Raw genomic sequence first — 22957 nt, 5'->3', positions numbered from 1 at the left:
TCCCTCCCCTCCCCGCATGGGGTTAGTGTCTGGCCATGGAAGCCACCGACGTGCTGATCCGCCCCATCCGAGACGTCGACGCCGAGGCGATGGGCCGTGTCCACGCCCAGGTGTGGCACGAGACCTACGACGGCATGGTGTCGAAGGCCGCGCTCGAGGCGGTCTCCCCCAAGCGCCTGGCCGATCTGTGGACCCACTACGCCAAGCGCGGTCCCGAGCACCGTCACGCCGCCGCCCTGGTGGGCGGGGAGATCGTGGGCTTCGCGGCCTCCGGACCCGCCCGCGACGAGGACGCGCCCGCGCCCCGCGAGCTGTACTTCGTGTATCTGCTCGACTCCTGGCACCGCAAGGGCATCGGGCGGGCCCTGTTCGATGCCGTCGTCGACGACGGCGAGCCGCTGTACGGCTGGATCGCGAAGAACTACCCCGGCGGCACCGGCTTCTACGAGAAGCGAGGCTTCCGTCTCGACGGCGTCGAGCGCCAGGAGCCGTTCCTCGGCGAGACACTCACCGAGGTGCGCTTCTCCCGTGCCTGATCCCGCCCCCGGCTCGCTGCAGGTGTGGGCGCTCGAGGGAATCGCGGAGATCCGCGCGGGCGACGACCTCGTCGACATCATCGCCGCGGCAGCCGGCGATGCGCTGCGCGACGGCGACATCCTTGTCGTGACGAGCAAGATCGTCTCGAAGGCCGAGGGGCGGTTCCTCCGGGCGGAGGACCGCGACGACGCCATCACGCGGGAGACGGTGCGCGTGGTCGCGGAGCGCACCTGGCCGAACGGATCGCGCACGCGGATCGTGGAGAGCCGCCTCGGCATCATCGCCGCGGCAGCGGGGGTGGACGCGTCCAACACCCCCGAGGGCACCGTGCTGCTCCTGCCCGAGGATCCGGATGCCTCCGCGCGCTCGCTCGCGACGGGGCTGCGGCTGCGGCTCGGGGTCGAGGTGGGGGTGATCGTCTCCGACACGCTGGGGCGCGCGTGGCGCGACGGGCAGACCGACCATGCCATCGGCGCGGGCGGCGTGCGCGTGTTCGAGGACCTGCGTGGTCAGGTCGACGCCCAGGGCCGCGAGCTCGCCGTCACCCTCCCCTGCGTCGCCGACGAGCTGGCCGCCGCCGCCGACCTGGTCAAGCGCAAGACCACGGGCCGCCCCGTCGCAGTGGTGCGCGGCCGTGGCGATCTCGTCGGCCCGCTCGACCTGCCGGGCGCCCGCTCGATCGTCAGACCCGCCGAGCGCGACATGTTCCACACCGGCGCCGAGGAGTCCTACGCCGCGGGCTTCGCGGCCGGTCGGGAGGCCCGCGACTGACCCGCGCCGGGCCGACGTCACCGAGAGTTCACCTGTCGGACACCTTCTCCCTCGGCCCGCGCCACCTCCGCTGAATAGAACGGGTAGGCCGGACGTCCCGTCCGGGCCACCCGATATCAGCGAGGACCCACGATGTCGTCATCCTTCCTCCGGCGCGCGACGGGAGCGGCAGCGGCCGCCGCCGCGGTCTGCGCCTTCGCGATCGTGCCGGCCACCGCCGCCGGCGCCGCGATCGTCGCCGCCCCGGTCGCCGACTACGCGGAGGGCGCGCCCTTCCAGATCCACGCCACCGGCACGTTCGAGACGGGCCTGTTCGACGAGGGCGCGTCCGAGATCGTGCAGGCGTACGGAGATCGCCTCTTCTCCGTCAACGCCGAGGCGGGCTCCGTGTTCGTGATCGATATGAGTGACCCCGAGAACCCGACGCAGGAGGGCGAGATCCTCTCCGAGGGAGGCGTCGCCAACTCGGTGGCGGTCCGTGGCGACGGACTGGGCGTGGTGGCGCTGGAGGACGCCGCGGACAAGACGCTGCCCGGTCGGGTGCTGTTCTTCGACGCCAACACCCTCCAGACCCTCGGCACCGTCGAGGTCGGCTCGCTGCCCGACATGGTCACGGTCTCGCCGGATGGCGCGTACGCCGTCGTCGCCAACGAGGGCGAGCCGAACGACGACTTCTCGGTCGACCCCGAGGGCAGCATCGGCGTGATCGCGCTGCCCGACACGGTGGCCGCGCCGACGCAGGCGGACGTGCGCACGGCTGACTTCCACGCCTTCGAGAGCGTGCCGCTGCCCGCGGGCATGCGCGACGCCTTCGGCCCGCGCCCCAGCGCTGCCGCGCAGGCCTTCCCGCGCTCCACGAACTGGGAGCCGGAATACATCACCGTGCAGGGCGGCACGGCCTACGCCGCGCTGCAGGAGGCGAATGCGATCGCCGTGATCGACCTCGTCACCGCTGAGATCACCGACGTGTGGGGCCTCGGGTTCCAGAACGCGGGCGAGGTGGCGCTGGATCCGTCGGACCGCGACCCCGAGGGCGCGCCCGAGATCAACCTCGCGACCTATCCCGGCCTCTACGGCATGCCGATGCCCGACGGCATCCAGTCGTACGTCGTGGACGGCGAGACGTACCTGGTCACCGCCAACGAGGGCGATGCCCGGGAGTGGGGCGACTACGTCGAGCCCGCCCGCGTGAAGCACCTCGGCGACCCCGAGGAGGAGGTGTCGGGTCGCGGCCCGCTGTGCGAGAACCTCGCCGGCTACGTGGGCGACGACAAGCTGGGCCGGCTCGAGGTGAGCACCGAGATGGGCTTCAACGAGGCCGCGGGCTGCTACGACGAGCTGTACGCGTTCGGCGCGCGCTCGTTCTCGATCTACACCACCGACGGTGAGCGCGTGTTCGACTCGGGCTCCGCGTTCGAGGAGATCACCGCGCGCATCAGCGAGGAGACGGACCTCGTCTTCAACGCCGGCCACGACGACAACGAGGCCGAGAGCCGCAGCGACGCAAAGGGTGTGGAGCCCGAGAACCTGACGATCGGCGAGATCGACGGACGCACGTACGCCTTCATCGGGCTCGAGCGCCTGAGCGGCGTCATGACCTACGACATCACCGATCCGACCGCTCCGGCGTACGTCTCGTACACCGACAACCGCAACTTCGACGTGAATCTGGCGGAGGAGTACGAGGCGCTCGTGGAGGCCGGTGCCGGCGACGCGGAGCTCGCCGCGCTGGTCAACTCCGCTGGCGACCTCGGCCCGGAGGGCCTGGACTTCGTGCCCGCTGAGGAGTCACCGAACGGCAAGCCGCTGCTCGTGGTGGGCAACGAGATCACCGGCTCGACGACGATCCACACGATCGACGACGGGACCACGGAGGTCCAGGTGCTCACGATCAACGACTTCCACGGCCGCATCGAGGCGAACGGCGACGAGGCCGGCGCTGCCGTGCTCGCCGGTGCCGTGGACAAGTATCGCGACACGAACCCAAACACGTTGTTCGCCTCGGCAGGCGACAACATCGGCGCCTCGACCTTCACGTCCTTCATCGCCGAGGACACCCCCACGATCGACGCACTGAGCGCCGCGGGCCTCGATGTGAGCGCGGTGGGCAACCACGAGTTCGACCGGGGCTACGACGACCTGAGGAATCGCGTGCTGCCACGTTACGCGGACGGCAGCGGGGTCGCGGGCGCGGACTTCGGCCTGGGCGCCAACGTCTACCTCAAGGGCACCGAGACGCCGGCACTGCAGGAGTACGCCATCCGCGAGGTGGGCGGCGTCCGCATCGGCTTCATCGGAACGGTGACGTCCGACACCGCGACGCTCGTGAGCCCCTCCGGCATCGCCGGCCTTGAGTTCGGTGACCAGACGGAGGCCGCCAATCGGGTGGCCGCGCAGATCGCCGACGAGACCGACGTCATCATCCTGCTCGCACACTCCGGCCCGTCGGGCACCGATTGCGCCGACATCGCCGCGGAGCAGTCGGAGTACGGCGACCTGATCCGCGGTGCCTCCGCGGAGATCGACGCCATCGTGTCGGGGCACACGCATCAGCTGTACGCGTGCGAGGTCGCCGACAGGCCGGTCATCCAGGCCCACCAGTACGGCACGACGCTCGGCGCGCTCGACATCGTGGCCGACTCCCTGACGGGAGAGCTGATCTCGATCGCCGGGTCCACGGTCGACCTCGTGGACGACGCGACGGAACAGCCCCTGTTCCCGGCGGACGCCGAGGTGCAGGCGATCGTCGACGCGGCGGCCGATGAGGCCGACGAGCTGGGCTCCGCCGAGGTCGGCCGCATCTCCGCCGACATCCTGCGGGGCGGGAACCCGCCCGGGTCCGACCGCGGCGTGGAGTCGACCATGGGCAACCTCGTCGCGGATGTGTACCTGTGGGCGACGAGCGAGTACGAGAACTACGGCGGCACGGCGCCTGCCCAGATCGCGCTCATGAACCCGGGCGGCCTGCGCGACGACCTCTGGTACGGCGAGGACGGCACCGTCACCTACGCGGACGTCGCCGCGGTGCAGCCGTTCGGCAACACGCTCGTCACGGTGACGCTGACGGGGGAGCAGCTCGAGCGGGTGCTCGAGGAGCAGTGGCAGCCGGGCGCCGAGCGCCCGAAGCTGCACCTGGGCGTTTCGGAGGGCTTCTCCTACGAGTACCTCGAGGACGCACCGGCGGGCGAGCACATCGTGTCGATGACGTATCGGGGCGAGCCGATCGAGGCGACGGACGAGTTCCTCATCGTCACCAACTCGTTCCTCGCGAGCGGCGGCGACGGCTTCGCGACGTTCGCGGAGGGCGAGGGCACGGCGGACACCGGTCTCATCGACCTGTCGGCCACGGTCGACTACTTCGCGGCGGCGCAGGTCGTCGATCCCGCGCCGCTCGGCCGCGCCGTCGCCGCCGGATCGGACGGAGGCTCGGACGGCGGTGCCGGTGGCGGCGCCGAGCAGCCCGGCGAGTGGGCGGTCATCGAGCTGAGCGCCACCCAGGTGGCGCAGGGCGAGGACCTCGGCGTGACCGTGTCGGGCCTCGAGCCGGGCCAGTCCATCGGTGCCACCCTGCACAGCGACCCGATCGTCGTGCGGGACCTGCCCGTCGCCGACGCGAACGGCGTGATCCGCTTCTCGGTCGCCATCCCGGCCGACTTCGAACTCGGCGCGCACACGCTCGAGATCACCTCCGCCGGGCGGGATCCGCTCACCGCCGACGTGACCGTCGTCTCGGGCCGGCTGGCCGCGTCCGGGGCCGACGTGTCGTGGGTGATCGGGCTCGTCGCCGGCGGTTTGTTCGCCGCCGGTGGACTCTTCCTGATGAGGCGCCGCGTGCCCACCTCGCGCTGATCAGCGTCATGATTCAAGCGGGTCCCGTCGTCGCGCACGGCGGGACCCGCTGGCGTCGTGCGGGCAGCCGGCGCGAAGGGGCTTCCCGCGCGCGCGGCCCGCTGCGAGACTGACGCCATGGGTGCGATCGAGAACGCCAAGGTCACCGTCGTCGGCGCCGGGGCGGTCGGTTCGAGCAGCGCGTACGCCATGCTCATCCGCAAGACCGCGCGCCACGTCGCGCTGTACGACATCGCGGCACAGAAGGTCGAGGCCGAGGTGCTCGACCTCGCCCACGGCACGAACTTCACCGGCTCCAGCCGCATCACCGGCGGAGCCGATCTCGACGTGACCGCGGGGTCGCACGTGGTGGTGATCACCGCCGGCGCCAAGCAGGCCCCCGGCCAGACGCGGATGGACCTGGCGACGACGAACGCGCGGATCGTGTCGGGCATGATGCGGCAACTGCTCGAAGCCTCCCCGGACGCGATCTTCGTGATCGTGACGAACCCCTGCGACGTCCTGGCGGTCATCGCGCAGCAGGCCACCGGCCTCCCCGCGGAGCGCGTCATGGCTTCGGGCACCGTGCTCGACACCTCCCGGCTGCGCGTGCGCCTCGCGGAGGCGGCGGGCGTGGCCACGCGATCGGTGCACGCGCACATCGTCGGCGAGCACGGCGACACCGAGTTCCCGCTGTGGTCGAGCGCCACGATCGGGCCCGTTCCGCTGCTCGATTGGCGTACCGCGGACTTCGCCGGCTTCCGCCGCGACGAGCTCGACGCCATCGCCGTGGAGGTGCGTGACGCGGCCTACCGGGTCATCCAGGGCAAGGGCGCCACCAACTACGGCATCGGCCTGTCCGTCGCGCGGATCGTGGAGGCGATCCTCAACGACGAGCGCGCCGTCCTTCCCGTCTCGACGGTACTGAGCGACTTCCACGGGATCGACGGCGTCGCGCTGTCGGTGCCGTCGGTCGTGCACGCGTCCGGCGCGGTGCCGATTCGCGAGACGCGCTTCGACGAGGGGGAGCTGGAGCTGCTGCGCAGGTCGGCGGCGGCGATCGCCCTCACGGCGCAGACCCTCACGCCCTGACGCCCGCCGCGTCCCGCTCACGGCGGTGCGGCTCGCGCCGGGTTCCCGGGCAGGATCCGGGAGAATGGCGGGGTGACCACGCCCCGCCCGCGCCCCACCTGGACCCAGGCGATGTCGGGGCTCTTCGCGGCAGCGGCGCTGATCGTCCTCGCGTGGTGCGCCGTGTTCGCCGTGCGAGCCCTGCTGCCCACCGAGCCCGTCCGGTCGTTCCTCGAGGCCTTTCCCGGCGACGCCCCTCTGCCCGAGGGCACAACGGAGGGCATCCCCGCATTCGTGTCGTGGACGCACTTCCTGAACGCGTTCTTCCTCGTCCTCATCGTGCGCTCGGGCCTGCGGGTTCGTTTCGAGAAGCGCTCAGGGGGCCTGTGGACGTCGCGTCGCGTGCGCAAGCGCCGCATGTCGCTCGCGCTGTGGGGCCACCTCGTCGTCGATGTGCTGTGGCTGGCGAACGGCATCGTGTTCGTGGTGCTGCTGTTCGCCAGCGGGCACTGGGTGCGCATCGTGCCGACGAGCTGGGAGGTCGTGCCGAACGCGCTCTCGGCGCTGCTGCAGTACGTGTCGCTGGACTGGCCCGCGCACAACGGCTGGGTTCACTACAACGCGCTGCAGCAGCTGGCCTACTTCGCCATCGTGTTCCTCGCCGCCCCGATCGCGGCGGTGACGGGCTGGCGCCTCAGCGCTTTCTGGCCCGCGCGGTTCGAGCCGGTGCTCACGGCCCGCCTCGCGAAGGCGCTGCACTGGCCGACGATGCTCTTCTTCGTCGCCTTCACGGTCGTGCACGTCGGGCTCGTGCTCGCCACCGGAGCGCTGCGCAATCTCAATCACATCTACGGCGGCCAGGACGCGGTGAACTGGGTGGGGTTCTGGGTGTTCGCGGCCACCGTCGTCCTCATGGCCTTCGGCTGGCACGCGATGCGCCGGGACGACTGGATCGCCACGCTGGCGCGGCGCTTCGGCGACGTTCGCCTGCTGAACCGCTGACGACGGCGCGGGATCAGCCGCGGGAGCGGGCGGCGAAGGCGGCGATCCGCTCGCGAGCCTCGTCACGGTCGAACGCCGCACCGATCGCGCGCGCCTCCTCCTCCAGCTGCTGCGCGAACGAGCGACCGGCACGGGAGCGCAGCAGCCGCTTGGCCTCGCCGTAGGCACGGAATGCGCCGTCGGCCCATGAGCGGGCGACCTCCTCGGCGCGCGCCCCGACGCGCTCGGGCGCCACGACGTCGGCCACGAGCCCCCATTCGCGCGCCTCATCGGCCGCCAGCAGGCGGTCGCTCAGCGCCAGCTGCAGTGCGCGCCGCTCGCCGACCGCGGCGGCCAGGTGCGCGGAAACCGACAGGTCGGGCGTGAGCCCGACGCCGGCGTAACCACACCCGATCCGGGAGTCCTCGCCCACCACGGCCCAGTCGCTGCTGAGCAGGATGCCCAACCCGCCGCCGACCGTCGTGCCGTGCGCGGCCGCGACCACGGGGATCGCCGACGCGGTGAGCGCGGCGATGCCGCGGTTGATGACGCGGGCCAGCTCGCCCACCTGCTCGCCCGAGGACAGGTCGGCCGCCATAGCGCGCACGTCTCCGCCGGCGCAGAACGCGCGGCCGCTGCCTCGCAGCAGGATCGCCCGCACGTCGTCGCGGCCCGTCGCCTCGGTCGTGACCCGTTCCCACGCGCGTGCCATCTCGGCGTCGAACGCGTTGAGGCGGTCGGGCCTGTTGAGCGTGATGCGGGCGATGCCGCCGTCGACCTCCAGCAGCACGGGTGCGTCCGACATGAGCTTCCCCTCGCGTCAATGCCCGGCAGCCCCGCCGGGCCCTTCGAGCATAGACGTGCGCGCCGCCGCCCATGCGTCAGGCCCGGCCCGCCCCGTGAAGGGCGGACCGGGCCTGAGGAACCGCGATTACTGCTCGGTGATCTCCTGGCTGGCGCGGCGGCGGGCGATCAGGAGCACGCCTCCCGCGAGGAGCAGCAGCAGCGCGCCGCCGGCCACGCCGGCCGCGATCGCGCCGCCCGTGGCGGCCAGCGGCGGGGCCGCGGGCTCGGCGATCGGGTGGATCGTGCACAGGTCGCTGTCGTCCGCGCACGCGGTCGGGGGCTCCTGACCGCTCACGGTCACGACGTTGCCCAGAGCGTGGTCGCCCTGATCGGCCCAGCCGCGCACCGTGACGGTGTAGACGACCGTCACGGTCTGACCCGCGGCGAGCTCACCGGCCACCGAGAAGGCCCCGTCGCTCACCGGCGACACCGACAGCGCCCCATTGGACGCCGCCGGAGCGGCCGTCAGGTCGGCGTCGTCGAGCACCCCGCCCATGTGGTCGGTGTAGTCGATCGCCTCCCCGCCGCGCCCGGTGTTCGCGAACGTCAGCGTGTAGGTGACCTTCTGGCCCTGCTGCACCTCCGCGCCGTCCTCCGGGTCGGCGGTCTTGACGACCGTCACATCGGAGATCGGGTTGAACGTGCAGTCCTGCCCGTCGCCGCACACCGGCTCGGCCGGCGGCGGGGTGCCCGGGTCGAGCAGGAAGTTGGCCAGCTGCGCGTCACCGAGTTGGTCGGCGGCCTTCACCGTCACCGTGTACGCCACCGTCACGGTCGCACCCGGGGCGAGCACGCCGGTCACGGCGAAGCGAGCGTCGGTGATCTCCGACACCGACAGCGCGTCATCCGACGCGACCGGCGCGGCCGTCACCTCGGCATCATCCAGCACATGCGTCAGGTCATCGACCCGGTCCACGGTGCCGGCCGCGGTGCCCTCGTTGGTGAAGGTCAGCGTGTACGTCAGCTCCTGGCCGGCGCGCACCGACGTGTTCGACGCCGGGTCCACCGTCTTGGAGTCCACGATCTCGGGGACCCGGTGCTCCGTGGCCGGCGGCACGAACGGCGGGCAGTCGGCCGGGTCGCAGTCGGGATCGGGCACGTACGGCGGCACGTCGGGCTCGTTGACGTTGGCGAGGATGTTGTTTCCACGCTGCCCGTCCTCGCGCACCGTCACCTCGTAGGTCACGGTCACGGTGTCGCCCACCGCCAGGTCACCGGTCACCCGGATCACCTGCCACTGCGCCTGGAAGGTCGCCGAAACCGACCCGGCGTGAGCCGCGTCGACCACCGGCGGCCCGTTCAGGTCGGCGTCGTCCAGCACATCCGACAGGTCGTCGGTCGAGTCCAGCGGGCCCGCCGCCTTCCCGTCGTTGGTCCACGACAGGGTGTAGGTGATCACGTCACCCGCCACGACATCCTCGCCCGAGGCCGGGTCAGACGTCTTCGACGGCACCACGTGAGGCAACAGAATCTCCACCGGCGGAGTCGGCGGGTCGCAGATCTCTCCCGCACCACACACCACCGCGGCGGTGTTGATGAGGTCGTGGTCGCCCAGGTTCGTGACCGTGACCGAGTAGGTGATCGTCACCGTCTCGCCGGCGGCCAGCGGCCCCGACCAGCTCAGGGTCGTTCCCTCGAAGGTCGGCACCGGGACGTTCGTGCCATCCGAGGCGACCGCCGCCACGTCGCCGTTGTAGGCGGCGTCGTCGAGCACGTCCGTCATATCGTCCGAGATCGCCGCCGGAGCCTGCGCGGTGTAGTCGCCCTCACCATCGTTCGTCACGGTGACCGTGTAGGTCACCGTGTCGCCGGCACTCACGCCGTCGACCGCGTCCGACGTCTTGTCGACCGACAGGTGCGCCACCGGGTTCTCGGTGGTGCACTCGTCGAGGAGGCAGGATCCGTTCGGATCGGTCAGCGCGTTGCGCAGCACGCCGTCGCCCTGCTCGTCGAAACCGAGCACCCGCACGGTGTAGGTGACGGTCGTCGTCGCTCCGGGCGCCAGCGTGCCCGTCACGGTCAGCGTCTCGCCGGTCACGACCGCCGCCAGAGCGGCATCCGAGGCGGTGGGCCCGGCGATGATCTCGGCGTCGTCCAGCACGGCCGAGAGGTCGTCCGTGGCGTCGACGTCCGCCGTCGCCTGACCGTCGTTGCGGAAGGACAGGGTGTACGTCAGCTCCTGGCCCGCCCGCACCGCGGCGCCCGATGCCGGGTCGACCGTCTTCCAGTACTGCAGGTTCGCGGCGGGGATGCGCACCGTGTCGCACGGCAGCGCGCCCGGCGTGGCCTGATCCGTCGGCACGCATGCCCGGTTCAGCAGCACGTTGTCGCCGGCGCCGGTGTAGGCCACCGTGTAGGTGATCGTCGCCGACTGCTCGGCGGCAAGCGCACCCGTCCAGGTGATGCGGCCGTCCGCGAACGTCGCCTCACCCGTGGACGCGGTGATGCTGTCCTCGTCCAGCGTCGCGTCGTCCAGCACCTCCGCCAGGTCGTCCGTCGCGGTGGCCGGGTTCGCCGACGTGTAGTCGCCCGGCCCGTCGTTGGTCACGACGACGGTGTAGGTGACGCTCTCGCCCACGGCCGGCAGCTCCGTGCGGTCGGCGGTCTTCTCGACGGACAGGCGCGGCAGCTCCTGCTCCGTCGTCGCGCACGGCACGCCCGTGATCGGGTCGGTGCCCTCCTCGGTCGGGGGGTCACACGCCGGGCTGTCGCCGTCGCCGGCGAAGGCCACGTTGCGCGCCACGCCGTCGCCGGCGCCGGTGACTTCCACCGAGTAGGTGAGGGTCACGGTCTCGCCCACGGGCAGCGCACCGCTCCACGTGAGGCGCGGGTCGGCGAAGGCGACATCGCCGTCCCGATCGGCCTCTGCGTCGCCGTTGTACGTCGCGTCGTCGAGCACGCCCGTCAGGTCGTCCGTGACGACAGCCGGCTCCTCGGCCGTGAAGTCGCCCGTGCCGATGTTCTCCGCCGTCACCGTGTAGGTGACGGTGTCACCCGCACGCGTCTCGGCGCTCGCGTTCGACGTCTTGGTGATCGCGAGGTCGGGCTGCGGGCACAGCGCGCTCGGGCGCATCTGAGCATCGAAGCCCTCCATGGGAGCGTTCGACTTGATCTGCACCGCGATGGTGTTCAGCCCCGTGCGCCAGTCCGAGTCGAGCGTCGTCTCCGCTGCGTTCTGCGTGAAGAAGCCCGCGTAGTTGTACGCGCCGGGGTTTGTGCTGGGCGGCGTGAGCGGGGTCTGGGGCAGGCCCGTGGTCTTGCCCGACTGCGGCTCGCCGTTCACGAAGACCTCGGCCACAGAATTGTCGGCGAGGAAGTTCATGGCCAGCTCGAAGGACGCCGGATCGACCGCGTCGTCGAGCTCGAACTGGAAACGGTAGTACCAGTCGCCCGAGACGACCCCCTGGTTCGGCGCCGCGATGGTCTGCTGCGAGATCCACTGTGCGTTGTTGTAGGGGCTGTCGGCCCAGTTCGCGACGATCTTGCCGACGTTCGCGGCACCCCAATCGGCGTCGGCGGGCGGAGCCGCCACGGTGGCCCCGGCTGGGAAGGGACCGGCCACCTGCCAGTTCGGGTCCTTCGCATTGTCCGGCAGGACGCCGCCGGTGGCGGCGTTGAATCCGGTGTTGAAGATGTTGGGGTCGCTCGTGCAGGTGACCACCGGCGGCACCACCGTGAGAGTGGCCTCCCCCGGCTCGTTCAGGCCCACCGGAGTGATGTTGTCGGGTCCATTGGTGAACGACCCCGCGGTGAAGCCGACGACGTTGACCGTGACGGTGCACGACTCCATGCCGGCGGTCAGGTTGCCGCCGGCCGTGATGGACGTGGCCCCCGGCGTCGCCGTGACCGTGCCCGCCGGGCAGGTCGTGGCGGTCGCGGCGGGATCGGCGACCTCGAGGCCGGCGGGCAGCGCGTCGGTGAAGGACCAGCCGTTCTTCGCCGCCAGCTCGCTCGTGTTCGTCACCGTGAAGGTGAGGGTGCTCGCCTGCCCGGGAGCGACGGATGCGGGGCTGAAGCTCTTGTCGAGCTGCGGCGTCACATCGAGCACGCGGATGTTGTCGAAGGCGGCGTCGTTGCCCGCGCCGCTGCCGTTCGCGTTGGCCATCCGGATGCCGAGGGACTGACCGTTGAACAGGACCGAGCCGTTCGACGTGTAGGTGCCGACGCTGACGTCGGTGGCCGCCACGGTCCCGACCTGCGGCGCCGGCACCGTCTCGCCCGAGGTGCACGCGTTCAGCTGCCCGCCGACCGGCGTGGCCGCGCCGGCCTCCGAGACGAAGGAGAACTGGTACAGCGGCGGCGAGACCTGACAGTTCTTCGCAGCAGTGTCGACGCTGAACGTGAGGAAGCGCCCCGAGGCGCTCGCCAGGGGGATCGGGTTGACGGTGGCGAACTCGATGGCGTTCGCACCGGGGTTGCCCTCGGTGTAGGCGGCGACCGCGGCATTCGCGTTCGGGTTCGCGGCTCCGGAGTGGACCCCCAGCGCGTAGGTGAGCTGGCGCAGGTTCGCCGAGCTCACGGCCTGCGCGCAATTGCCCTGGCTCGTGTAGGGGATGTTGAAGGTGACGATCTGCCCGTTGCAGTTCTGCAGCCACGCAGCATCGGCGGTGTACCGCTGCCCGCCCTGGCCGACGTAGTCGGCGAGTCCGACGGGAGTCGTGCCGCTGAAGAGCTGGAAGTCCTCCGCGAAGAGCACCGCGGGGTCGGAGGGAACGCCCGGGTTGCCCGGCGCCGCGGACGCGGGGGCGACACCGACGACCGCGCCGGCGGCGAGCATGCCGGCGACCAGTGCCGAGACCGCGGCGCCCGCGATTGCCTTCTTCCGCGTCGCCTTCCGCAACGCGTGAGCGCCGCGTGCGAACAGCCCGCGCCCTTGCGCGTCAGCGCCTGATGAGTGACTCACCGATTCTCCCCCTTGCGAAGACATCAAACGGGTGCCGACCCACGCGGGGCTGCTGCAGCCCGACGGTCCGGAGCGGCTACCCGATGCTGGTGCATGGGTCAAGCCCGTTGCGCACGCACGAGAGTGCGGCTTCTCTATGGGATCCGGCGGCGCCGCCTGCTGTCACGACGACGACGCAAAATTCATCCTCGAATTCATCCACGGGGCTCCGATCTTTGGCGATCCCGCGCCGGGTCGACATACTGACCACCTGTGGGGGTGTCTTCGAATGCTGCGGAGGCGATCTCCGACAGCGACGTCCGCCGCATCATCGCGGGCGGCGACCTCGAGGCCCTCGAGGGTCTGTTCGATCACCTCTGGTACGCCCTGCCGGGCCGCTTCGGCGAAGACGTCATCGCGCTCGTCTCGGCGCTGCCGCCCCACGTGCTTCAGGAGCGCCCGCGCCTGCTGCACCTGGTGTTCCTCGCCTACCAGGCCGGCGCCGCCGCCCCGGAGGCCGCCTACCGGTTCCTCACCCTGTACACGCGCACGAGCGAGCGATTCGCACGCACGTTGCGCACGTACACCGGGTTCGAGGACTTCGTCACCGCCAGCGTGGTGGCCATGGTCGGCTCCCAGATGCGCGGCGACCTCGAGGAGGCGCGCCGCATCGGCGCGTGGGCGGAGCGGCGACAGCGGGCATTCCGCGGCGCCGCCGATTCGCCGCTGCTCTCCGGCTCCGGTCGCGCCCGCCCCGGGTGGTTCAGCACGCAACGAGGCGTCGTCGAGACCCTCGCCGGCGACTGGGACGCGGCGATGGCGCACTATGGGCGGGCGTACGCGGAGGGCGCCCTGCCGCCCTACGGACACTTCGCCGCCGCGAACGCCGCGGCCAATCTGGCGCTTCTCGCCGCCTACCAGGGCCATCACGCACTGGCTGCGCTGTGGCTGCGCCGCGCCGAGGGGATCGGTGAGCTTCCCGACTGGTTGCGGCCGCTGAGCATGCAGGGCGCGAGCATCGCGCACGCCCTGCTCGCGATCGACAGGGGCGACCGCCGCACCGCCGCTCGGCACCTGAAGCGTGCCGGTGACCCCGCCTCCCCTGCGCCGCTGTGGCCGTTCGTCGCGTACGCGCGTGGCGTGTACGACGCCGTGTTCGGTCAGTCGCACGCGGGCCTCGTTCGGCTTGAGGCGGCGTCCTTCTCCCACGGGCGGGAGCTCGGGGCGGAGACGACGATCGCGAACCGCCTCCTCAGCCGCGCACGCGCGTCGCTGCTCATCCCCCTCGGCGAGGGGAACAAGGTGATCGATATCGGGCGGCGTTTCGCGGGCACGCCTCACCTCGCCGTGCCGCACGCCACCGTGCTGCTGCGCAGCGGGTCCACCCGCGCGGCCCGGCGGATCGCCGCCGCCGCGCTCGCACACGACGAGCTCCCCGTCGGAGACCTGATCGGTCTTCACCTGATCATCGCCGTCGCCTGCCTGCAGGAAGGCGACACGCAGCAGGCGGCCGAGCACTTCCGACGAGCGGTGCTGTCCCGCCACGAGCCGACGATGGCGCGCCCCTTCCTCATCCTCACCCGGGAGGAGCTGGAGCGACTCTCGGTGCTGGCCGGCATCCAGCCGCTCATCGGACCGGACTGGCTGCCCCGGAGCGCGCAGGTGCCGGTGCCCACCGTGATCCGCCTCACCCGCCGCGAACGAGAGGTGCTCGACGCCCTCCTCGCCGGCCACACGGCCAAGAGCGCCGCGGAGCTGTTTGGGGTGGCTCCCACCACGACACGCAGCCAGATCCGCAGCCTCTACAAGAAGCTCGGGGTCTCCACGCGCCAGGACGCGCTCGCCCGTGCCGCCGAGCTCGGGCTCGCCGGGGCGGGGGCGGCGGAAAGGCCCGGAAAGCACGGCCGCTCTCGCGCGGCGCCGCCGCGACGCTGATGCGGCGGCCGGTGGCACGTACCGTGCCCGGCTCCCTCCGAGGGGGAGGCGGTCAGGCGGACGCGGCGGCCTTCTCGTCCTCTTCCGTCGCCACGAGCTGGCCGCACGCGCCGTCGATCTCCTTGCCACGCGTGTCGCGGATCGTCGTGGGGATGCCGGCGTCGTTGAGGATGCGCACGAACTCGTTCTGCGCGGCCTTGGTCGACGCGTCCCACACCGAGCCGGGCGTCGGGTTGAGCGGGATCGGGTTGACGTGCACCCAGCCGCGGCCGCGCGCGTTCAGCTTCTCCGCGAGCATCGTGGCGCGCCAGGGGTGGTCGTTCATGTCACGGATCAGGGCGTACTCGATCGAGACACGGCGCCCGGTCTTGTCGAAATAGGCGCGCGCGGCGTCGAGGACCTCGTCGACCTTCCAGCGGGAGTTGACGGGGATCATCTCGTCGCGCAGCTCGTCGTCGGGCGCGTGCAACGAGAGCGCGAACGTGACGGGGATGCCCTCGTCGGTGAGCTTGCGGATCGCGGGGGCGAGACCGACCGTCGACACCGTGATGCCGCGCGCGCTCATGCCGAGCCCGTGGTCCTTGTCGGTCATCACGCGCACCGCGTGCATGACGCGGGCGTAGTTCGCCAGCGGCTCACCCATGCCCATGAAGACGATGTTCGTCACGCGCTCGTCGGGGTGCTCGGCCGCGCCCAGCTCCCCCGCGCGAATCAGCGCGTTGGCCCGCACGACCTGCTCGACGATCTCGGCGGCCGACATGTTGCGGGTCAGGCCCGCCTGGCCCGTGGCGCAGAACGGGCAGTTCATGCCGCAGCCGGCCTGCGAGCTCACGCACAGCGTGATGCGGCCCGGGTAGCGCATGAGCACCGACTCCACGAGTGCGCCGTCGTGCAGCTTCCAGAGGAACTTGATGGTGTTGCCGTCGTCGGTCTGCAGGCGGCGGACCTCCGTCAGCAGCGTCGGCAGCAGGCCGGCCACGAGCTCCCCGCGGCCGTCCTTCGGCAGATCCGTCATCGCCGCGGCGTCGCTCGTCCAGTGCTGGAAGTAGTGCTTCTCCAGCTGCTTGGCGCGGAAGCCCGGCAGGCCCAGCTCCTTGGCCTTCTCGACACGCTGCTCGGGCGTGAGGTCGGCGAGGTGCACGGGCGGCTTGCCCCGCTTCGGGCTGGCGAACTGCAGGAGCGGCCGCCCCTCGGCGTCCTTGGCCTGCTGCCACCCCTCGGTGCGCGGGCGCACCTGGCGCACGGCGCCGGCGGTGCCGCGCGGCTCGTCCGCGCGCGTACGGGTGGGGATCTCGGCCATGCCACCAGGCTATCGGGCGCGCCCTGCGAGAACGCCGGTGCCGTGACCTGCCTCGCCGCCGGCGGGGCACATGTCCCCATCGCCCTGCCGCGGCGGCCCTGCCTAGGCTGAGGGCGTTCGGCCGCGGTCTCGGGGGGCGCCAGCCGAATCGTCACCGTGCCCTCCTGCCGACCAGAGGAGTCCGCATGCCCACCATCCGTCGCACCCGCACCCTGTTCGCCCTGGGCGCCCTCGCGGTGCTGCCCGCCGCCCTCACCGCCTGCGGCGGGAGCGCCGAGGGCGGCGAGGCCGGCGCCCCCGCGGCCACCGAACAGAGCGTCGCAGACGCGTGCAGCATCGTCACCAGCGGCATGACCGAGGTCCAGTCGAACGTCTCGGAGATCATGAGCTCGGCGACCTCCGGCGACACCGAGGCGCTCGACGCACTGATCTCCGAGACGAGCGACGGCATCACCGCCCTCAAGGAGCAGGTCACGAACGAGGAGGTGGGCGCCGCGTTCACCGACTTCGCCGACGCGTACCAGACGATCGCCGACCTCGTGCCGCAGCTCAGCGACCTCGACGTGACGGCTCCCGACGCCTCCGAGACGGCCTCCGAGCTGTCGTCGCAGGCGAGCGAGGCCAGCACGCAGCTGACCGACGCCAGCCGCGAGCTCACCGAGCTCTGCTCCTGACGCGCGGCCCGATCGCGCAGGGCCCGGACCCCGGAACATCGGGGGTCCGGGCCCGCTCGTTCCACCCCGTGGGCGCGGCGCTCCTCGCCGCCCTTCAGGAGCGCCGGTGCGGGCACGCTCCCGCCTGCTGACTAGAATCGGCACGGCTCCGCGACCCGGACGCCATGCCATCCGCCGCCGCAGCGATGCGGCTTCCCCCACCGTCCCCAACGAGGAGGACCATGTCCGTACAGCAGGATCAGACCCCCAAGTGGAAGGTCATCGGCCCCGGATTGGTCGTCGCCGCGACCGGCGTCGGCTCCGCCGACATGGTCGCCACCCTCGTGGCCGGCTCGAACTACGGGTACATGCTGCTGTGGGCCGTCGTCCTCGGCGTCATCCTGAAGATCGTGCTCGTGGAGGGTGCGGGCCGCTACACCGTGGCCACAGGGCGGACGATCTTCGAGGGCTGGCGCTCGCTCGGCCGCTGGCCTGTGTGGTACTTCGCGCCGTACATCGTGATCTGGGGCGTCGTCTACGCCGCCAGCGCCATGAGCTCGACCGCCATGCCGATCGCGGCGTTGCTGCGCGACGTTCCGGCGCTGCAGGGCACCGTCTTCACGGAGCTGTGGCCCTGGGCGATCATCACGGGCCTGCTGGGCTTCGTTCTCGTCTGGTTCAACCGATACAAGGCGTTCGAGAAGATCACCGCCGCCCTGGTCGGCATCATGTTCGTCACGATCGTGATCCTCGCCGTCATCGCGGCCCCCAATGTCTTCCAGGTGCTCACGGGTCTCGTGCCCCTGCTGCCCGAGGGAGACAACGCGATCTTCTACACCCTGGGCCTCGCGGGCGGCGTGGGCGGCACGATCACCCTGGCCGCCTACGGGTACTGGCTGCGTGAGAAGGGCTGGGACAAGCCGCAGTTCATGCGCGTCATGCGCATCGACAACACCGTCGCCTACGTCGTGACCGGCATCTTCGTGATCTCGATGCTCATCGTGGGCGTCGAGGTGGTGCAGGCCGCCGGCGTGGCCCTGTCGTCGGGCGACGCCGGCCTGCTCGACCTCGACGAGGTGCTGCGCGCCCGTTACGGCGACTTCATCGGCGTGTGGTTCCTCATCGGGTTCTGGGCCGCGGGCTTCTCGTCGGTGCTGGGTGTGTGGAACGGCGTCTCGCTGATGTTCGCCGACTTCATGGGCAACGTCACGGGCAAGGGCTCGGAGCACCCGGACTCGCGCCTGAACGGCAAGTGGTTCCGCGTCTACCTCATCTGGCTGACCTTCCCGCCCATGCTGCTGCTGTTCCTCGAGCAGCCGATCTTCCTCGTGCTGCTCTACGGCGCGCTCGGGGCGCTGTTCATGCCGTTCCTCGCGCTCACGCTGCTGCCGATCCTGAACACCGATCGCGTGCCGCGGGAGTTCCGCAACCGCTGGCACACGAACACCGCGCTCGTGATCACGACGGTCGTGTTCGTCGCGCTGGGCATCTACCAGCTCGTCAACGCGATCACGCCGCTGTTCGGCGGCTGAGCGCCCTCTCCCGCTCAGGGGCCACGCCCGTCCTCGGACGGCGCGGCCCCTTCCGCATCGGCGCACGTGCACGATCCCGCGCCGGGCGCGCGTCGCCGCGCAACGCCGACGAGGCCGGCGCGGATACCCTGCCGTCATGACGTTTCCTCCCCCCGAGACGCCGGTGCCTGCGCGGGTGCGCGCACTGGCCGGCGGCGACAGCCTCGTGCCGGCCTGGCGCAACGAACGGGGCGGGCTGACGTTTCGGGCGGGGGACCGCTACATCAAGTGGATCCGCCGGGACGTCGAGATCGACCTCGCCGGAGAGGCGGCGCGCCTGGAGTGGGCGGCGCGGTTCACGCGCGTGCCGCGCGTCGTCACGCACGGCGGGGACGCGCGCGAGGAGTGGCTCGTCACGCGGGCGCTGCCGGGGTGGTCGGCGGTCTCGGAGCCGGCGCTTGCCGATCCCGCCGTCGCGGTGCGCGCGGTGGGCGAGGGGCTTCGCGCGCTGCACGACACCCTGCCGGTGGCGGAGTGCCCGTGGGATTGGGGCGTTCCGGCGAGGATCGCGGCGGCCACCGAGCGCGGGGTGCGTGTGCCGGACGCGCTCCGCGTCGCGCCGCCCATCGACCGTCTGGTCGTGTGTCACGGCGACGCCTGCTGCCCCAACACCCTCCTCGACGAGGACGGCTGGACGGCGCACGTCGACCTCGGCTCTCTCGGCGTCGCCGACCGGTGGGCCGACATTGCGGTCGCCGCGATGAGCACGGTCTGGAACTACGGTCCGGGGTGGGAGGACGCCCTCGTGGAGGCGTACGGCGTGCGCCCCGACCGGGAACGGATGGCGTACTACCAGGCACTGTGGAACGCGACCTGACGCCCCTTAGCCTCGAGAGGTGACGGAGGAGTACCCGGCGACGATCGCGGTGCGCGTGGACCGCGAGCTGCAGATCAAGAAGTCGCGGTTCATCTGTCACCTCGCGCCGGCCTCGTCGGTGGCCGAAGCCGAGACGTTCATCGCCGCCATGCGCCGGGAGTACTGGGACGCGCGGCACAACTGCGTGGCGATGGTGACGGGCGTGCGCGGCGAGCAGGCGCGATCCTCGGATGACGGTGAGCCAGCGGGCACGGCCGGCGTGCCGATGCTCGAGGTGCTGCGCCGTCGCCGCATGACCGACATCGTCGCGGTCGTGACGCGGTACTTCGGCGGCATCAAGCTGGGCGCGGGCGGTCTCGTGCGCGCCTACGGCCAGGCCGTGTCCGACACCCTCGACCGTGCCGAGATCGTGCACCGCCGTGCTCTCACCCGCGTGTCGATCGAGGTGGGGCACGCCGACGCCGGCCGTCTCGACAACCTGTTGCGCGAGTGGGCGCTCTCGCACGACGCCGTGCTCGACCCGCCGCAGTACGCCGCCACGGCCACGCTGACAGCGTGGGTGCCGGCGCGAGGGCTCGACGCCCTTCGCCAAGACCTCGCGGCATGGACGGGCGGCACACTCGTGCCCGTGGTCGGCGAGGTGCGTGTGGTCGACGTGCCGGCGTGAGGCGGCGCCGGGGCGTGCGGCCGCCCCGCGCAGCCGTCGGGTCAGGACGGGCCGAGGATGAAGTTCCAGGATCCCGTCGCGACCGAGGCGGTGACGGCGACGCCGGAGATGAGCGCCCCGAGCGCGATGAGCACCCATTCGCGTGCGCCCCACGGCGACGTACGCGCCCACGTCCGCTCGACCGGTGCGCCGAACCCGCGCGCCTCCATCGCGGTTGCCAGCGTCGAACCGCGTCGGATCGCCAGGACGAGGAGCGCGAACGCCATGCCCAACACGCGCCGGATCCGCCCCGTGTCGGCAACGCCCCGCGCACGGCGCGCGACCTCGAGCTCGCGCCAGTCATCCACGAGCAGGCCGATGAGGCGCATGCCGCCGAGCGCGCCGAGCACGAAGCGGGCGGGCAGCCGAACGCGTTGCGAGAGGGCATCCGCGAGGTCGGTGGGGTCGACGGTCGCGAAGAGGGCGATGCCCGGCAGCGCGATCGCGAGGACGCGGAAGACGGTGGCGACGGCGAGCGCGAGCGACCCGTCGGTGATCCGCACGAACAGCCACTCGACGTGCACCGCCCCATCGGCCTCGCCGTAGAGGGCGATCGTGACCCCCGCGAGCGGCGCGGCGATCCAGACGGGCAGCGTGCGCACCCAGAACTCGCGCCCCGTCAGGCCCGCGGCGAGGAGGAGCGGGATCTCCAGCATCAGCGCCACGGCCGCCGAGACCCAGTCGATCGTGAAGATCAGCGGGAACGCGATGACGAGGGCGGCCGCGAGCTTCGCCGCCGGGTTCGTCGCCGCGATGGGGCCCGTGCGGCGGGACGGGACGGAGGGGATCATCGCGCCCGCCCCGGAAGGTCGAGGCGCCGTGCGTGCAGCGCCTGCAGCACGTCGGCGTCGTGGGTGATGGCGACGATCGCCGCGCCGGGCGCCTCGCCTTCCCCGTCGCGCAGCGCCGCGATGATCGCGACGAGCTCTGCCCACGTGCGGGCGTCCTGCCCGAAGGTCGGCTCGTCGAGCACCATGACCCGCGGGCGGGTGGCGAGCATCGCCGCCACGGTGAGCCGCCGCTTCTCGCCGCCCGACAGCGTGTGGGGGTTGGCCTCGGCCAGCGCCGACAGCCGCAGCCGGTCGAGCAGGTCGCCGACACGCCCTGCGACCTCGGTCTCGGGCAGCCCGAGCGCCCGCGGGCCGACCTCGAGCTCGCGGCGCACCGTGGCCGCGAGCAGCTGATGTTCGGGCGACTGCAGCACCGTGCCGATGCGCGTGAGCAGCTGACGCGATGTCCAGCGGACCGGCGTGGGCCCGGCGTCGCCCGCCACGGCGGCGGCCGCCCGCACCTCCCCGCCCGCGGGCGGCAGCAGGCCCGCAAGCGTGCGCCCGAGCGTGGACTTGCCGGCACCGTTGGGGCCGGTCACACCCAGCACCTCGCCGGCACGCACGTCGACGCCGAGCGGTCCCGCGACCACGCGGCCACGCACCCGCGCGACCTCCAGGCCCCGAGCCGAGACGAGCACCGGGCCCGGCACGGCCGCAGGGGGCGCCGGATGCCGCGGCGGGATGCCCGGGACCCAGACGCCGCGCGCCGCGAGCGAGCGACCCTGAGCGCCGAGCACGTCGGCGGGTCGACCGTCGGCGATCACGCCGGGCTCGTCGTCGTCCGATCCGAGCACGACGATGCGATCGACCACCGGCAGCCACACGTCGACGCGGTGCTCCACGACGACGAACGTCGCGCCGGTGCGGTCGAGCACGCGCCCCACGGCGTCGCGCACCTCGGCCACGCCCGCGGGGTCCAGGTTGGCCGTCGGCTCGTCGAGGAGCAGGAGCCCCGGCCGCATGGCGAGGGCCCCCGCGAGCGCGAGCCGCTGCTTCTGCCCGCCCGACAGCGCCGATGTGGATCGGTCCAGCGGCACGTCCAGCCCCACCAGGTCGAGCGCCTGACGCACCCGCGGCCAGATCTCGCCGCGCGGCACACCGAGGTTCTCGCACCCGAACGCGACGTCGTCGCCCACGCGCGCGAGCACGGCCTGAGCGTCAGGGTCCTGCTGGACCAACCCGGCCCGGCCGCGCGCGGCCGAGGGGGCGCGCCCGTCCACGCGCAGGGATCCGGTCTGCTCGCCCTCATCATCGCCGCCGAGCACGCCGGCCAGGGCGTGCAGCAGCGTGGACTTGCCCGACCCGCTCGCGCCGAGCAGCAGCACGCGTTCGCCGGCCCCGATGCGCAGATCGACGCCACGGGCCGCCCACCGGCGCCGCGTCGCGTACCGCCAGCCCCAGCCGACCGCCTCGACGGCGGCCGGCGGGACCGCGGCGGCGCCGGGCGTCGTGCCGCTCAGACGCGCTTCCCGGCCGCGCTACCGGCGGCGAAGCGATTCAGTGCGCCGGTCGCGGCAAGCCCCCGCACGATCGCCCAGCCGCCCAGGCCCGCCACGAGCAGCCCCGACACCGTCGTCGAGGCGATGTAGACCCACGTGAACAGGGCGTCGGCGCCCGGGTACCAGTTGATGCGGTCGTTGATGCCGCCGCCGAGGCCCGCCGCGGCGCCCGCCAGCAGCGCCACCGGCAGGCGGAACGACGCGTAGAGGAAGACAGCGAAGATCAGCTCGGCGCCCAGGCCCTGCACCAGGCCGGACACGATGGTCAGCGGCCCCCACTGGTTGCCGACGAGCGCGGAGATCACGGCGGCGAGCAGCTCGGTGTACAGGGCGGCGCCGGGCTTGCGGATGACCAGACCGCCGATCACTCCGGCGATCAGCCAGGGGCCGGCCAGGAGGCCGCCGAGGCCGGGCAGCAGGGCACCGATGAGGTCGCCCGGCAGCTCGTAGCCCACGTTCCAGATCAGGAAGATCACGGAACAGGCGACGCCGATGACGCTGGCGACGACGATGTCGACGACGCGCCAGCGGAAGCGGCGGCCGGACGTCCCGGTGACGGAATCGGACACGGACGTGGACGTGTTCATACTCTCTCCTCCCTGCGCCGGCATGATCCGGATCAGGTTCGACGGTCGAAGCGCGGTTCGCTTCCTCTCAGCCCGGCTCGCCGGACTCCCGTGTGATGTGTGGGACCAGTGTAGATGCCCCGGCGGGCGACCGGGAACCGCCG

General features: G+C 72.1%; 16 protein-coding genes and 1 riboswitch. Of the genes, 10 read left to right on the top strand and 6 right to left on the bottom strand.

The features are described from left to right. The first annotated feature begins 35 nt into the window (after positions 1–35). The 5 genes from N8N77_RS11100 to N8N77_RS11080 all read left to right on the top strand — a co-directional run bounded on the left by N8N77_RS11100 (position 36) and on the right by N8N77_RS11080 (position 7209). The gene (locus N8N77_RS11100) at positions 36–536 is read left to right on the top strand and encodes a GNAT family N-acetyltransferase (protein WP_261166931.1); all 501 of its coding nucleotides are present in this window, start codon (positions 36–38) and stop codon (positions 534–536) included. Further along, a complete protein-coding gene (cofE, locus tag N8N77_RS11095) occupies positions 529–1308 on the top strand; it encodes a coenzyme F420-0:L-glutamate ligase (protein ID WP_261166930.1) in 780 nt (259 codons plus the stop codon). Before N8N77_RS11100 ends, cofE begins: the two co-directional genes overlap by 8 nt. Before the next feature lie 132 nt (positions 1309–1440). Beyond that, positions 1441–5157, top strand: a complete 3717-nt coding sequence (locus N8N77_RS11090; RefSeq protein WP_261166929.1) for a choice-of-anchor I family protein — start codon at positions 1441–1443, stop codon at positions 5155–5157. Between the two features lie 117 nt (positions 5158–5274). Further along, positions 5275–6228: an L-lactate dehydrogenase gene (locus N8N77_RS11085; protein WP_261166928.1), complete on the top strand. Its 954-nt coding sequence runs from the start codon at positions 5275–5277 to the stop codon at positions 6226–6228. A gap of 72 nt (positions 6229–6300) precedes the next feature. Continuing rightward, positions 6301–7209 carry a cytochrome b/b6 domain-containing protein gene (locus N8N77_RS11080; protein WP_261166927.1) on the top strand — a complete coding sequence of 303 codons (909 nt, stop codon included), beginning with the start codon at positions 6301–6303 and terminating at the stop codon, positions 7207–7209. A 13-nt stretch (positions 7210–7222) separates the two neighbouring features. Here the strand turns inward: N8N77_RS11080 and N8N77_RS11075 are convergent, their stop codons facing one another. Together N8N77_RS11075 and N8N77_RS11070 are read right to left on the bottom strand one after the other, a co-directional pair. Beyond that, on the bottom strand, positions 7223–7993 hold the full coding sequence (locus N8N77_RS11075) for an enoyl-CoA hydratase/isomerase family protein (protein ID WP_261166926.1): 771 nt from the start codon (positions 7991–7993) through the stop codon (positions 7223–7225). Between the two features lie 126 nt (positions 7994–8119). Then, positions 8120–12874, bottom strand: a complete 4755-nt coding sequence (locus tag N8N77_RS11070; protein WP_261166925.1) for a DUF11 domain-containing protein — start codon at positions 12872–12874, stop codon at positions 8120–8122. 321 nt (positions 12875–13195) lie between these two features. On the opposite strand from N8N77_RS11070, the gene N8N77_RS11065 reads away from it, so the two are divergent. Beyond that, positions 13196–14851 (top strand): helix-turn-helix transcriptional regulator, encoded by a 1656-nt coding sequence (locus tag N8N77_RS11065; RefSeq protein ID WP_261166924.1) that lies wholly within the window; start codon positions 13196–13198, stop codon positions 14849–14851. Positions 14852–14903: 52 nt separating this feature from the next. On the opposite strand, the gene rlmN is transcribed toward N8N77_RS11065, so the two are convergent. After that, a complete protein-coding gene (gene rlmN, locus N8N77_RS11060) occupies positions 14904–16151 on the bottom strand; it encodes a 23S rRNA (adenine(2503)-C(2))-methyltransferase RlmN (RefSeq protein WP_261166923.1) in 1248 nt (415 codons plus the stop codon). A 185-nt stretch (positions 16152–16336) separates the two neighbouring features. On the opposite strand from rlmN, the gene N8N77_RS11055 reads away from it, so the two are divergent. From N8N77_RS11055 to N8N77_RS11040, 4 genes are all read left to right on the top strand, one after another. Next, positions 16337–16825 carry a hypothetical protein gene (locus tag N8N77_RS11055; RefSeq protein ID WP_261166922.1) on the top strand — a complete coding sequence of 163 codons (489 nt, stop codon included), beginning with the start codon at positions 16337–16339 and terminating at the stop codon, positions 16823–16825. A gap of 221 nt (positions 16826–17046) precedes the next feature. Then, on the top strand, positions 17047–18336 hold the full coding sequence (locus N8N77_RS11050; protein ID WP_261166921.1) for an Nramp family divalent metal transporter: 1290 nt from the start codon (positions 17047–17049) through the stop codon (positions 18334–18336). Positions 18337–18472: 136 nt separating this feature from the next. Then, entirely contained in the window at positions 18473–19192 is a 720-nt protein-coding gene (locus N8N77_RS11045; RefSeq protein WP_261166920.1) for an aminoglycoside 3'-phosphotransferase, read from the top strand. Between the two features lie 19 nt (positions 19193–19211). Beyond that, positions 19212–19859 (top strand): YigZ family protein, encoded by a 648-nt coding sequence (locus tag N8N77_RS11040; protein WP_261166919.1) that lies wholly within the window; start codon positions 19212–19214, stop codon positions 19857–19859. A gap of 41 nt (positions 19860–19900) precedes the next feature. Here the strand turns inward: N8N77_RS11040 and N8N77_RS11035 are convergent, their stop codons facing one another. The 3 genes from N8N77_RS11035 to N8N77_RS11025 all read right to left on the bottom strand — a co-directional run bounded on the left by N8N77_RS11035 (position 19901) and on the right by N8N77_RS11025 (position 22814). Then, on the bottom strand, positions 19901–20689 hold the full coding sequence (locus tag N8N77_RS11035; protein WP_261166918.1) for an energy-coupling factor transporter transmembrane protein EcfT: 789 nt from the start codon (positions 20687–20689) through the stop codon (positions 19901–19903). Beyond that, positions 20686–22188 (bottom strand): ABC transporter ATP-binding protein, encoded by a 1503-nt coding sequence (locus N8N77_RS11030; RefSeq protein ID WP_261167150.1) that lies wholly within the window; start codon positions 22186–22188, stop codon positions 20686–20688. Before N8N77_RS11030 ends, N8N77_RS11035 begins: the two co-directional genes overlap by 4 nt. Then, positions 22185–22814 (bottom strand): ECF transporter S component, encoded by a 630-nt coding sequence (locus N8N77_RS11025; protein WP_261166917.1) that lies wholly within the window; start codon positions 22812–22814, stop codon positions 22185–22187. Before N8N77_RS11025 ends, N8N77_RS11030 begins: the two co-directional genes overlap by 4 nt. After that, positions 22806–22916, bottom strand: a riboswitch (TPP riboswitch). (Overlaps the previous gene by 9 nt.) Positions 22917–22957: the final 41 nt, after the last annotated feature.

It is taken from the genome of Microbacterium sp. Marseille-Q6965, from assembly GCF_946151065.1.
In the GTDB taxonomy this organism is placed as follows: Bacteria; Actinomycetota; Actinomycetes; order Actinomycetales; family Microbacteriaceae; genus Microbacterium.
Note: the sequence above shows the minus strand (reverse complement) of the source record. Positions and strands in the feature narration are given on the sequence as shown.